Origin of the sequence: Microvirga pakistanensis (genome assembly GCF_004458765.1) — a bacterium.
Taxonomy (GTDB): domain Bacteria; phylum Pseudomonadota; class Alphaproteobacteria; order Rhizobiales; family Beijerinckiaceae; genus Microvirga; species Microvirga pakistanensis.
This window is the reverse complement of record NZ_SPJX01000012.1, coordinates 293924-305481: the sequence shown is the minus strand read 5'-3', so window position 1 is coordinate 305481 and position 11558 is coordinate 293924. Positions and strand designations below refer to the sequence as shown.

Sequence of the window (11558 nt, the reverse complement as noted above, 5' to 3'; positions counted from 1 at the left end):
CTTGTGAGGCACCAGCAGCGCACGGGCGATCTGCACGAGCTGGCGGTCGGCGATGGAGAGACGTCGAACCTCGATATCCGGATCGATCCGCGTGCCGAGCTCCGCCAGGATGCCGCGCGTGCGCTCGCGCATGGTCCTGTCGTCCACGAAGCCGAAGCGCTTGATCTCGCGGCCGAGAAACAGGTTCTGCGCCACTGTCAGGTCTTCTGCGAGGAGGATCTCCTGATGAACGAGAACGATGCCGTGGTGCTCCGCCTCCACCGGACCTGAAAAGGCGGTCGGTTGCCCGTGGAGAGATAGGCTACCTTTGGTGGGCGGGAGATGACCCGAGAGGATGCGCATGAGGGTGGACTTGCCCGCGCCGTTCTCGCCGATGACCGCATGAACCTCCCCGGGTCGCAGCTCGAGCGAAATGCCGCTCAAGACCTCGATGGGCCCGAAGGATTTCGAGATGTTCTCTGCGCGAAGAACGGGATCCATGCGCGGCTCCAGGTAAACGCTACCATTCGCTGGCGCAGTTGCGGCAGCGTCGGCTCAAATATACGAGGAGAAGCGGTCAGCAGAATGAAGCGCGTGCTGGCATTCGTTTCCTCCGGTTTTCGACACGTCCTCTGGCGGGACTTGGATGATCGCTCTGGAAGCATGCCGGGCTTGGCAATGCGGCCATGTAAACGATTACATCAGAACTTTACCGCAACGACAGCATCTGTCAAACAGAACAAAGGTAGGGGAGGATCATGGACGAGAGAGGGCCTTCAAGCAGACCGGACGAGGACGGTGTTTCCCTTGGCCGTACGGTGCGCATCCAGGACGTGGCGAAGCTCGCCGACGTCTCGACCGCGACCGTGAGCCGCGCGCTGGCCTCACCCGAGCGGGTATCGCCGGAGGCGCGTGCCCGCGTCCTGGAGGCCATTGCCAAGACCGGTTACGTGCCCAATCCGGCGGCGCGTTCGCTCCGTTCGCAGAAAACGTACATGGTTCTTGTGGTCCTGCCCGACCTGTCGAACACGTTCTTCTCCAAGATCCTGCGCGGTATCGAGGAGAGATTGTTCGAGGCAGGCTACGGCATGATCATCAGCGATCTCGACGGCTCGCCTGAGAAGGAGGCGCATTTTGCAGCCTTCACGGCGGCGGGGCGTGTGGATGGCGCCATTCTCCTCAATGGTCATCTGTTCGGACAGAGCCGCGACGGAGAGGGCATGCCCATGAAGACCGGCATCCCGCTCGTAGCCCTTTGCGAGGCGATTCCCTCGGCCGACATTCCGCAGATCGAGATCGACAACCGCGCTGCAGCAAGCCGCATGACGCAGCATCTTGCGTCGCTGGGCCATCGGAGCATCGCCTACGTGAGCGGACCGCCAAACAACATCCTCGAGCGGGAACGCTTCCTTGGATATCGGGAGGGGTTGGAGGCGTCCGGGCTCCGCTTCGATCCTGCGCTGGTGCTTCCGGGGGACTACACCATCGCATCGGGAATCATGGCGGGACAGAATCTCGCGGCCCTCGCGACGTGTCCGACAGCCGTGTTCTGCACCAGCGACGAGATGGCGATCGGCTTGATGCGCACGCTGCTGTCGGAGGGGCTGAGGGTTCCCGAGGATATTTCGGTCGCAGGGTTCGACGATATCGAATTTGCCGCCGTCGCCGAGCCTGCCCTGACCACGATTCGCCAGCCGCGGCGGGAATTGGGGCAGGCGGCAGCCGCCGTCCTCATCGACCTCCTGCAGGGCCGTCCGTCGCCCAAGCGCATTCGCCTCGAGACTGAACTCGTCGTTCGAGACAGCGTCGCGCCACCTCAGAACAGGGAGAAGGCGCCGGCGAAGAGCATCAGAACGATCGCGATGAAGCCCACATAGGCATACAGGGCCTTGCGCGAGTGCTGATGAGCGTAGCTGTCCCTATCGGCACCGTTCTTCCACCGCTCGGTGCCTTCCTGGTGACGGGCAAGATCCACCTGATCCGGGTGCGGCGAGAAGCCGGCCGCCTCGTCATCGGTCCCGAGAGGGGACAATCCGGGATCGAACACCTCGTTCTTGTCACCCGTGCGCCCGCTGTTGATGTCGCCCTTCAATTGCGCCGAGGTCGAGCCCGTATTCCTGGGTGGGGCATCCATCGGCTTGATGGTATGCGTCCGTGGAATGTCGGTGTGATTGGGGTCGTCTGAGCGGGTGGACATCGAAACTCTCCCGGGGCTCCATTGGTGGGAAAACCACCGGGAGTGAGGGAGGTTCCTGGGAAGCGCGCTCCACGCCCAACCCTCTCCAGAAACAAGAAAAAAGGCCGCTGTTGCCAGCGGCCCGAAGTTTAGGGAGGAAACGCCCAAGAAGGGCAGCGGCACTGCGACGCCAATCGCCGTGCTGCACTGCAATATGTAAGGGCTGCTCAAAAAGATCGCAAGATTAAAAGGTCAACATCGCTGCCCAATTTTTCACCTTTCGAGTGGTCCAGGCCTGTAAAGGGGGGGCGGGTGCACCTAGAATGAAGGCCTCAGACCGACCCAGCATCGATGCGCGAGCCGCCGCAATGCCCACGCTTCATTCTGTTCTCGAGACGGCCCTCTATGTGGACGACTTGGGGCGCTCCAGGGCCTTCTACGCTGAGGACCTGGAATTGCCGCTCCTGCTCGAAAACCAGCGCATGTGCGCATTCGACGTGGGTGGACAAAGCGTGCTGCTCCTGTTCCTACGCGGCGGATCCACTCAGGATATGCCGACACCGGGAGGGACCATTCCTGGTCACGACGGATACGGACCGCTTCATATGGCCTTCGCCATCTCGGCCGAGGACCTGCCGGCCTGGGAACAGAGGCTGCGCGAGCGCCGGATCCCGATCGCCAGCAGGGTAACCTGGCCGCGCGGCGGCACCAGCGTCTATTTTCACGACCCTGATGGACACGTGCTGGAGCTGGCGACGCCCGGGCTTTGGGCGACCTATTGATCGCCCAAAGCGGGCAGATTGACCTTACGTGATGACGCTCGGCTCACTGCGGCCGGTCCGCGCAGCGATCTCCGCGATGGCGTTCGCGGCCTCGACCACCGGCGCCAGCACCTCCGCCGTCGGCAGGCTGTGGCGGTCCGGGTTCGGCTCGAAGCGTTCGAGATAGACCCGCAGGGTCGCGCCCGATGTGCCGGTGCCCGACAGGCGGAACACGGCACGGGCGTCCTCCCGGAAGAGGATGCGAATGCCCTGCTTCGGCGTGACGGATTGATCGACCGGGTCCGTATAGGCGAAGTCGTCGCAGTCCTGCACCGTCAGCTCCCCGAAGCGCTGGCCGGGAAGGGTCGCGAGCTTGGCGCGCAGCGCATCCATCAACGTATTGGCAGGTGCGGTCTCGAGCTCCTCGTAGTCGTGGCGGGTGTAGTAGTCGCGTCCGTAAGCGGCCCAGTGCTCGCGCACGATCTGGTCCGCAGGTTTCTTCGTGACCGCCAGGACATTGAGCCAGAGCAGCACGGCCCAGAGACCGTCCTTCTCACGGATGTGGTTGGAGCCGGTGCCCGCACTCTCCTCGCCGCAGATCGTGATCAGCCCTGCATCGAGGAGATTGGCAAAGAACTTCCAGCCGGTGGGCGTCTCGAAAAAATTGATGCCGAGCTTCTTCGCCACCCGGTCGGCGGCGCGGCTCGTCGGCATGGAGCGCGCCACGCCTGAAAGGCCCTGTGCATAGCCCGGGGCCAGATGCGCGTGGCTCGTAAGGATCGCAAGGCTGTCGCTCGGCGTCACGAAGAGTCCGCGGGCCACGATCATGTTGCGGTCGCCGTCACCGTCGGAGGCTGCACCGAAATCCGGCGCATCCGGGCCCATCATCAGCTCCATCAGGTCATGGGCGTGGACCGGGTTCGGGTCGGGGTGGTGGCCCCCGAAATCGGGCTTCGGCTCGCCGTTGACCACGGTTCCGGCCGGCGCGCCGAGGCGGCCTTCGAGGATGGCCTTGGCATAGGGACCGGTGATGGCGTTGAGCGCATCGAACCGCATGCGAAAACCCGAGCGGAAGAGCTCGCTGATGGCGTTGAAGTCGATGAGCCGCTCCATCAGCTCCACATAGTCCGCCACCGGGTCGATCACCTGAACGATGGTGCTGCCGATCTTGGTCTCGCCGAGGCGGGCGAGGTCGATGTCCGCCCCCTCGACGATCCGGTATTCCGTGAGCGCGCTGGCGCGCTTGAACACGGCTTCCGTGAAGGATTCCGGTGCGGGGCCGCCGTGGGACATGTTGAACTTGATGCCGAAATCGCCCTCGGGTCCGCCGGGATTGTGGCTGGCCGAGAGCACCAGGCCGCCGATGGCCTTGTGCTTGCGGATCACGCATGAGGCCGCCGGGGTGGACAGCAATCCCTTCTGCCCGACGAGAATGCGCCCGAAGCCGTTGGCGGCGGCCATTCTGAGCGCGACCTGCACCACGGCTTCATTGAAGAAGCGCCCGTCGCCGCCGATGACGAGGGTCGAACCTTCGGCCCCTTCCACAGTGTCGAAGATCGCCTGGATGAAGTTCTCCACATAGCGCGGCTGCTGGAAGACCTTCACCTTCTTGCGCAGTCCCGATGTGCCGGGGCGCTGATCGGGAAACGGGGTTGTCGGAACGCGGGTGATCGCCATCGGTGCTTGCCACTTCCTCAAATCGGTTCTGGGCGGCCTGATCTTGGAGACTTCACGGCCTTTGAAAATGGGTCAGGAGCCCATTCTAGGGTCGTACGGGTGAGATGCCACTGCCGAGATGAAGGTAAGATGAAGATCCTATCATCAAACCTGGGCGGCCTTTCTCGGGGAGGCATCGTTGAGAACCGGAACCTTCCTGCCGCGCGAGCCCCTGACAATTTGCCCGGCACGGGACTCTCGTCCGCAGGAGCGAGCCGTGCCATAAGGCCGCCGCAACTGCTCCAGGCCAAGGTCCATGATTCGCGTCGAAAACGTCAGCAAGCAAAACAGCCACCGGATTCTCTTCATCGAGGCATCCGCGACCCTCCAGAAGGGGGAGAAGGTCGGTCTGGTCGGTCCCAACGGCGCGGGCAAGACGACGCTCTTCCGGATGATTACTAGGGAAGAGCAGCCGGACGAGGGCCAGGTCTCCGTCGATCGCGGCGTCACCATCGGCTATTTCAGCCAGGATGTCGGCGAAATGGCAGGCCACAGCGCCGTGGCCGAAGTCATGAACGGGGCGGGTCCTGTCAGCGAGGTCGCGGCCGAGCTGAAGGAGCTCGAGACCACGATGGCGGACCCGGACCAGGCCGGGAACTTCGACGAAATCATCGCGCGCTACGGCGAGGTGCAGGCACGCTACGAGGAGCTCGACGGCTATTCCCTGGAAGGCCGCGCCCGCGAGGTGCTCGCCGGTCTCGGCTTCAGCCAGGAGATGATGGATGGCGATGTCGGGGGTCTTTCCGGCGGTTGGAAGATGCGCGTGGCGCTGGCCCGCATCCTCCTCATGCGCCCCGATGCGATGCTCCTCGACGAGCCGAGCAACCACCTCGACCTCGAAAGCCTGATCTGGCTCGAGGAGTTCCTCAAGGGTTACGAAGGCGCGCTGCTCATGACCTCGCACGACCGCGCCTTCATGAACCGAATCGTCAACAAGATCATCGAGATCGACGGCGGCTCGCTCACCACCTATTCGGGCGACTACGAGTTCTACGAGCAGCAGCGTGCCCTTAACGAGAAGCAGCAGCAGGCGCAGTTCGAACGCCAGCAGGCCATGCTCGCCAAGGAGATCAAGTTCATCGAGCGCTTCAAAGCCCGCGCCTCGCATGCGGCGCAGGTGCAAAGCCGGGTGAAGAAACTGGAGAAGATCGAGCGCGTGGAGCCGCCCAAGCGCCGTCAGTCCGTCGCGTTCGAGTTCCTGCCCGCGCCGCGCTCGGGCGACGACGTGATCAGCCTCAAGAGCGTGCACAAACGTTATGGCGGCCGCACGATCTATGAGGGGCTCGATTTCGCGGTGCGCCGCAAGGAACGCTGGTGCGTCATGGGGGTCAACGGTGCCGGCAAGTCCACGCTCCTGAAGCTGGTCGCAGGCACCGCCGAGCCCGACCAGGGAACGGTCACCATCGGAGCCAGCGTGAAGATGGGCTATTTCGCCCAGCATGCCATGGAGGTGCTCGACGGCGACAGGACAGTGTTCGAGTTTCTCGAGGATTCGTTCCCGCAGGCGGGGCAGGGTTCGCTGCGCACCCTCGCGGGCTGCTTCGGTTTCTCGGGCGACGATGCGGAGAAGAAGTGCCGTGTGCTTTCAGGCGGCGAGAAGGCGCGCCTCGTGATGGCCAAGATGCTCTACGATCCGCCGAATCTGCTGGTGCTGGACGAGCCCACGAACCACCTCGACATGGCGACCAAGGAAATGCTGATCGAGGCGCTGTCGCGCTACGAGGGCACGATGCTCTTCGTTTCGCACGACCGCCACTTCCTGGCTGCCCTGTCGAATCGCGTCCTGGAACTCACGCCCGACGGCATCCACCAATATGGCGGTGGCTACACCGAGTATGTGGCGCGGACCGGCCAGGAGGCACCAGGCCTTCGGCACTGAAGACCGGTTGGGAGGGCACAGGCCCGAGCCATCCCAGAAGCTGCTCAGCGGCCCTGCATCAGCCTCAACCGGGAGCGCAGGGCCTCCTGGATATGCGATCTCGCAAGCCTTTCGGCCCGATCGGCGTCCCGTGCCGCGATGGCCTCAATCAGGGCCCGGTGCTCCTCGGCGGCCGTCGAGGGGCGCCCTCCCACGCTGAAAGTCGTCGGACCGAGAAGCGAGATCCCGTCCTGAAGCTCCTGCAGGGCAATGTCGAGGTAGCGGTTGCGCGCGGCCCGCACGATCGTGTCGTGAAGCACCCGGTTGAGCCGGGCCATCTCGGTGGCATCGTCGAGATGTGCCTCGAAGGACTGCTCCAGATCCCTGAGGGCGTCGATCTCCGGCGGCGATGCATGCTGTGCCGCCAGGCGAGCGGCCGCGCCTTCAAGAATTTCACGCATGGCATAGAGTTCGAGCACCTCGGCCATGTCGAGGCTGCGGACGATGAGACCGCGGCCTCCGGCAGGTTCCACGAGGCCCTTTGCCATTAGGCGCCCGAGAGCCTCCCGGACCGGTGTCCGGCTGACCTTGAGCCGCTGAGCGACCTCTTCCTCCCGGAGGCGGTCCCCGGGGCGATAGATGCCCGCCCGCAAAGCATGGCACAGCGAGCGGAAGACGGACTCGCTCAGAGGGATCCCGGTATCCCGGTCGACAAGCTCCAAGCCATTCTGTACTTGACCCGACATCCACGCTCCCGTGGTTGATGCCCTGTTCCTATGAAGCAAAGAAGGTGCCGCTTGGCCAGGGTGTCCTCTTGGATACCTTTGGATATAACATGCCGTCGTCAACAATGCGCGCCATGATGGGTGCGCCTTGGAAGGTGCCGATCTCTAGGGGCGTCAGACGGCAAGCCACGGACGTAGATCGCGCACTGTCGGGAGTTCCTCAAGCTTGAGGATTCGATCGATCAGCTCGGTCGCGCGGTTGGAGCCGATGATCGGCGTCATGAGATCAAGAGCCTTTGCCTGGATTTCATGGACTTCCATCGGGTTCTCCGGCGTGCCGCGAACGGCCTTCGCATGGTGGCGAAGGTGACGGCCGTCAGCCGTCTCGATGTCCACGATGGCCTGTCGCGCCGGGGTGGCGACCGTCAGGTCTGAACTCGGAACCAGCTCGATCCGTCGGCGGATGTCCAGAACGGCGGGATCGCTCATCCGCTCGCGGTCATGACAGCTCTCGAACGTGATCGTGCCGTCGACGAGCGCCAGGGCCGCAAGGTGCTGCACGCAGACGTCCGGCATGGTCCGGTTGTCGACGATGTGAATGCGATCGTCCGGCATCGTGATCACCATGCGCCTGACATGTTCTGCCTTCAGGCCGTGTGTTTCGATCAGGATCGTGGTTGCGTCCAGCACCGCCTGAATCGGAGAGCCCACGCACCATTTCTTGATGGACGCGCGCATGATCTCGAAGCGGGACCCCAGGTCCTCGGTGAGGCGGGAGGGGTCAGGGTTCTCGCCGAAGGCGGTGAACAGGTTGTGTTTGCCCGAGAAAGGATCGTCCACGGCCGAGAACCCGGCGGCCACCATGGTCGCGGCCGCCACGCCGTTGCGGGCGCCCATTCCGCCGAAATCGAAGGCCTTCTCCACGTGCTCCTTGTCGCGCTGCCAGAACGGAATTCCTGAGGCTTGCTGGGCCGAATAGGACAGGACATGGCGCACCCGGATCGGCTCGAAGTGCAGGAGCGCGGCTGCCGCCGCAGCGGCCCCGAACGCGGGAGCCAGGCTGTGGGTGCTGTGACGAGCGGTATCCGGACGGCTGAAGCCAAGAGCCATCGTGGTCCGAGCGCCGATGTCATAACCCAGAGCGACAGCACGCAGCAGATCCTGTCCGCTGCGATCGTGCTGCTCGGCGATGGCGAAGGCTGCGGGAACGATGCCGCAACCGGGATGAAACCGGCCGGCGAGATGCGAATCGTCGGTTTCGTCCGCATGGCCCGCCATGCCGTTTGCCAGAGCTGCGCTTCCGACCGGCAGGACAAGGGATGTCCCGATCACCGTCGCTTCAGGATTGCCGCCCGTGGAGGCGACATAGGAAGCAGCCAGGCGACCGGCCCTGAGACGCGAGCCCGACAGGATCGCCGCAAGTGTGTCAAGAACATGATATTTCGTCTTGAGCGTCACCTCGGCCGGCAGATCCCGGTCGAGGGTGCCGGCGATGTAGTCCGAGAGAACCGCGCTTTCGGGCGAAACTTCGGTGCTGGACAGGTCAGGCATGAGGCGGTCCTCCCATTGTCGGCCTAGTCGGCGGGCTTGGCAGGAGCGGAATGGGGCAGCGCAGAGCTTGGGTGCCTCGGCTTCCCTAAGATGGGCCGTCCCTTTCGCCGGCCTGCGCGCCCATCGCGGCCAACGTGATTTTCGTATTTACCCGCATCGCGAATGTATCTTATGAATACTAATGTATTCAAATGAAGACAAGACGCGGAAGAGCGCTTTTCCTGATGGTACCTGTGGAGGACACGCCCATGAGCGGCCAGCTGGCATCTCAAGCCGATTATGGGGCTGCGGCCCTTGATCTGAACGTCACGAAGGATCTGTGCGCATTCCTGGCCGCAGCCACTTTCGAGAGCATGCCCGAGGCGGCCATCCATGCAGGCCGCCGCGGCATTCTCGATTGGATCGGCTGCGCCCTCGCGGGAAGCCGGCACCCGACGATTTCGAAGCTGCTTTCAGTGCTCGAGGAGGTGGGGGGGGCTCCGCGCGCCACGGTCCTCGGACGTCACCTGAAGCTCGGACTGCTCGAGGCGCCGATCGCCAACGGACAGATGGGGCATGTGCTCGACTTCGACGATACTCACATGGGTGGTGTCGTTCTCCACGCCAGCTCACCGATCCTGTCCGCACTCTTCGCCCTTTCGGAAAAGCACGCCGTCAGCGGACGGGATTTCCTTCTGGCTTACGCGGTCGGCTTCGAGGCTGGGGTCCGAGCAGGGCAGGGAGCGCCTGCCCATCACGCCGGAGGATGGCATCTGACCGGAACCCTGGGTTCGATTGCTGCGGGTGCGGCCGCCGGAAAACTTCTCGGGCTCAGTTCGCAGCAGATGGTTCATGCGCTGGGCATTGCAGCAACCCAGGCGGCGGGCATGCAGCAGAACAGGGGAACCATGTGCAAGTCGTTCCATGCGGGCAAGGCGGCATCGAGCGGGCTTCTCGCCGCGCTGCTCGCGCAAAAGGGCTTCGACAGCTCCGATGAAATCCTTGAGGGGAAGCGCGGGTTCTGCCGGATCTACAGCCATGTGGCCAAGCCGGATCTCATTCTCGATCAACTGGGCGAGCGTTGGGAGATCGCGCGCAACGGGCACAAGCCTTACGCCTGCGGAGTCGTTCTTCATCCAGCGATCGATGCGATGATTGCGCTCGGCACGAAAGTGCCTGAAACGGATCGGGTCGCCGCCATCGAGCTGCGGGTCAATCCGCTGGCTGTCTCGATTACCGGTGTCGCGGATCCCAAGACGGGTCTCAAGTCGAAGTTCAGTCTCACCCATTCGGCGGCGGTCGCATTCCTGGATCGCGCCGCCGGGATCGCGCAGTACACGGATGAGCGCGCCCGCGATCCCAAGGTCGTCGCCGTGCGGGAGATCGTCCATGTGAGGACGGATGAGAGCCTTGGAAAGGATCAGGCATGGGCCGCCGTCGTGCTGCAGAACGGCGAGCGGTACGAGCATCAGGTGGTCCATGCGAGCGGCACGGTCGACAATCCAATGTCGGACGCGGCCATCGAAGACAAGTTCCTGGCGAACGCGGGGCCGGTCATCGGGATTGACAGGGCGGCGCGGGTGCGCAACGCGGTCTGGCGCTTCGAGACCCTGGAGAATGTCGGCGATCTGTTGGGCCAATGCGTATGAAGTCTGCCCCCTTCGTCCCGTCATGGCAGGTCATTCCCGGTCTTGCGCTGGCCGCAGGCCTTGGGGCGGCGGCATCCTATGCCCATGTGCCTCTCGCCTGGGTTCTCGGCCCCTTGATCGCCACGGCATTGACGTCCATTGCAGGTTATCCCGTGTTCGCCCCGACTCTGGGGCGCCGTCTCGGGCAGGCCATCGTCGGCACCAGCGTGGGCCTCAACATCACCGGAGCCGCCGTCGGCGTCATCGCCATGTGGGCTCCGTGGATGATCGTGACGGCGCTGGTGGCGATCTTTCTCGCGGCGGCCTTGTCCGTGCCGATGTCCATCGCCAGCAAGATCGATCACAAGACCGCCTATTTCTCCCTGACCCCGGGCGGCCTCTCCGAGATGGCGAATATCGGGGTGTCCGAAGGGGCCGAAGCCGAGCCGATTGCCGTCTCGCAAGCGCTGCGCGTCGCCCTGCTCGTATGTCTCATGCCGCCTCTCATCCTCGCTTTGGGGATCGATGGGGGGCTGATGAACCAAGCCGCGCAGGTGCCGCTGTCCTGGCTTCAGGTCGGGGCGGCACTCCTGGCCGGACTGGCCGGCGTGATGGTCACGAGACTGCTTCGCTTCAATAATCCCTGGACCGTTGGGGCCATCCTCGGCACCGGGATCGTCGCCGCCTCAGGGCTGCTGACCGGGCGGATACCAGGTGTCCTGTTTGCGGCAGGGCAATTCCTGATCGGGCTGTCGATCGGCGCCCGGTTCCGACGTGAGAGCCTTATCCGCCTCCCGCGCATCTTTGTCGTCAGCACCTTGTTCACGCTGCTCCTGGCAGCCCTGCTGTTCGCCTATGCCGGGCTGCTGGCGGCCGTCACCGGGATCGACCTTGCGAGCGTGGCGCTCGGCTCGTCGCCGGGGGGCATGGCGGAAATGGCTCTAACGGCGCAGGTTCTCCATCTCAACGTGGCTCTCGTGATCGCCTTTCATGTCATACGTGCGTTTCTCGTGAATGCCTTCACGTCGTATTTTTATCGTTTCTTCAAGTGGATAGGGCTCTTTTCAGGTGTAGCGTTGTTGATGCGGCGCCCTTTGTCGCGATGAGGACCAGATCCCACGTGAGTGTCACGACGAGCCCGGGCGAGGGGTCGTGACATCGTATCTTACCCAATGGATGGACTTG

At 63.8% G+C, this 11558-nt stretch carries 9 protein-coding genes and 1 pseudogene; 5 read left to right on the top strand and 5 right to left on the bottom strand.

The genetic code is table 11. The annotated features are described in order from the left end of the window. A pseudogene (locus E4K09_RS01480) lies at window positions 1-411 on the bottom strand (ATP-binding cassette domain-containing protein); the annotation flags it as partial. Between the two features lie 326 nt (window positions 412-737). On the opposite strand from E4K09_RS01480, the gene E4K09_RS01475 reads away from it, so the two are divergent. Beyond that, entirely contained in the window at window positions 738-1856 is a 1119-nt protein-coding gene (locus E4K09_RS01475) for a LacI family DNA-binding transcriptional regulator (protein WP_134494543.1), read from the top strand. Here the strand turns inward: E4K09_RS01475 and E4K09_RS01470 are convergent. Continuing rightward, window positions 1796-2176 (bottom strand): hypothetical protein, encoded by a 381-nt coding sequence (locus tag E4K09_RS01470; protein WP_134494541.1) that lies wholly within the window; start codon window positions 2174-2176, stop codon window positions 1796-1798. The genes E4K09_RS01475 and E4K09_RS01470 overlap by 61 nt on opposite strands. 347 nt (window positions 2177-2523) lie before the next feature. On the opposite strand from E4K09_RS01470, the gene E4K09_RS01465 reads away from it, so the two are divergent. Further along, entirely contained in the window at window positions 2524-2937 is a 414-nt protein-coding gene (locus E4K09_RS01465) for a VOC family protein (protein ID WP_134494539.1), read from the top strand. A 24-nt stretch (window positions 2938-2961) separates the two neighbouring features. Here the strand turns inward: E4K09_RS01465 and E4K09_RS01460 are convergent, their stop codons facing one another. After that, the gene (locus tag E4K09_RS01460) at window positions 2962-4593 is read right to left on the bottom strand and encodes an alpha-D-glucose phosphate-specific phosphoglucomutase (protein ID WP_134494537.1); all 1632 of its coding nucleotides are present in this window, start codon (window positions 4591-4593) and stop codon (window positions 2962-2964) included. Between the two features lie 295 nt (window positions 4594-4888). On the opposite strand from E4K09_RS01460, the gene E4K09_RS01455 reads away from it, so the two are divergent. Beyond that, entirely contained in the window at window positions 4889-6511 is a 1623-nt protein-coding gene (locus E4K09_RS01455) for an ABC-F family ATP-binding cassette domain-containing protein (protein WP_134494535.1), read from the top strand. 44 nt (window positions 6512-6555) lie between these two features. On the opposite strand, the gene E4K09_RS01450 is transcribed toward E4K09_RS01455, so the two are convergent. Both E4K09_RS01450 and E4K09_RS01445 read right to left on the bottom strand, forming a co-directional pair. Next, complete coding sequence (locus E4K09_RS01450) at window positions 6556-7236, bottom strand: GntR family transcriptional regulator (protein ID WP_134494533.1); 681 nt, start codon at window positions 7234-7236, stop codon at window positions 6556-6558. A 153-nt stretch (window positions 7237-7389) separates the two neighbouring features. Continuing rightward, a complete protein-coding gene (locus E4K09_RS01445) occupies window positions 7390-8766 on the bottom strand; it encodes an MmgE/PrpD family protein (RefSeq protein WP_134494531.1) in 1377 nt (458 codons plus the stop codon). A gap of 248 nt (window positions 8767-9014) precedes the next feature. Between E4K09_RS01445 and E4K09_RS01440 the strand changes: the two genes are divergently transcribed. Beyond that, window positions 9015-10394 carry an MmgE/PrpD family protein gene (locus E4K09_RS01440; RefSeq protein ID WP_166802094.1) on the top strand — a complete coding sequence of 460 codons (1380 nt, stop codon included), beginning with the start codon at window positions 9015-9017 and terminating at the stop codon, window positions 10392-10394. Next, complete coding sequence (locus E4K09_RS01435) at window positions 10391-11479, top strand: AbrB family transcriptional regulator (protein WP_166802093.1); 1089 nt, start codon at window positions 10391-10393, stop codon at window positions 11477-11479. Before E4K09_RS01440 ends, E4K09_RS01435 begins: the two co-directional genes overlap by 4 nt. Window positions 11480-11558: the final 79 nt, after the last annotated feature.

Coding starts and splice junctions, on each gene's coding strand:
- E4K09_RS01475 (WP_134494543.1), top strand. CDS start 738: ATGGACGAGAGAGGGCCTTCAAGCAGACCGGACGAGGACGGTGTTTCC.
- E4K09_RS01465 (WP_134494539.1), top strand. CDS start 2,524: ATGCCCACGCTTCATTCTGTTCTCGAGACGGCCCTCTATGTGGACGAC.
- E4K09_RS01450 (WP_134494533.1), bottom strand. CDS start 7,236: ATGTCGGGTCAAGTACAGAATGGCTTGGAGCTTGTCGACCGGGATACC.
- E4K09_RS01460 (WP_134494537.1), bottom strand. CDS start 4,593: ATGGCGATCACCCGCGTTCCGACAACCCCGTTTCCCGATCAGCGCCCC.
- E4K09_RS01440 (WP_166802094.1), top strand. CDS start 9,015: ATGAGCGGCCAGCTGGCATCTCAAGCCGATTATGGGGCTGCGGCCCTT.
- E4K09_RS01455 (WP_134494535.1), top strand. CDS start 4,889: ATGATTCGCGTCGAAAACGTCAGCAAGCAAAACAGCCACCGGATTCTC.
- E4K09_RS01445 (WP_134494531.1), bottom strand. CDS start 8,766: ATGCCTGACCTGTCCAGCACCGAAGTTTCGCCCGAAAGCGCGGTTCTC.
- E4K09_RS01435 (WP_166802093.1), top strand. CDS start 10,391: ATGAAGTCTGCCCCCTTCGTCCCGTCATGGCAGGTCATTCCCGGTCTT.
- E4K09_RS01470 (WP_134494541.1), bottom strand. CDS start 2,176: ATGTCCACCCGCTCAGACGACCCCAATCACACCGACATTCCACGGACG.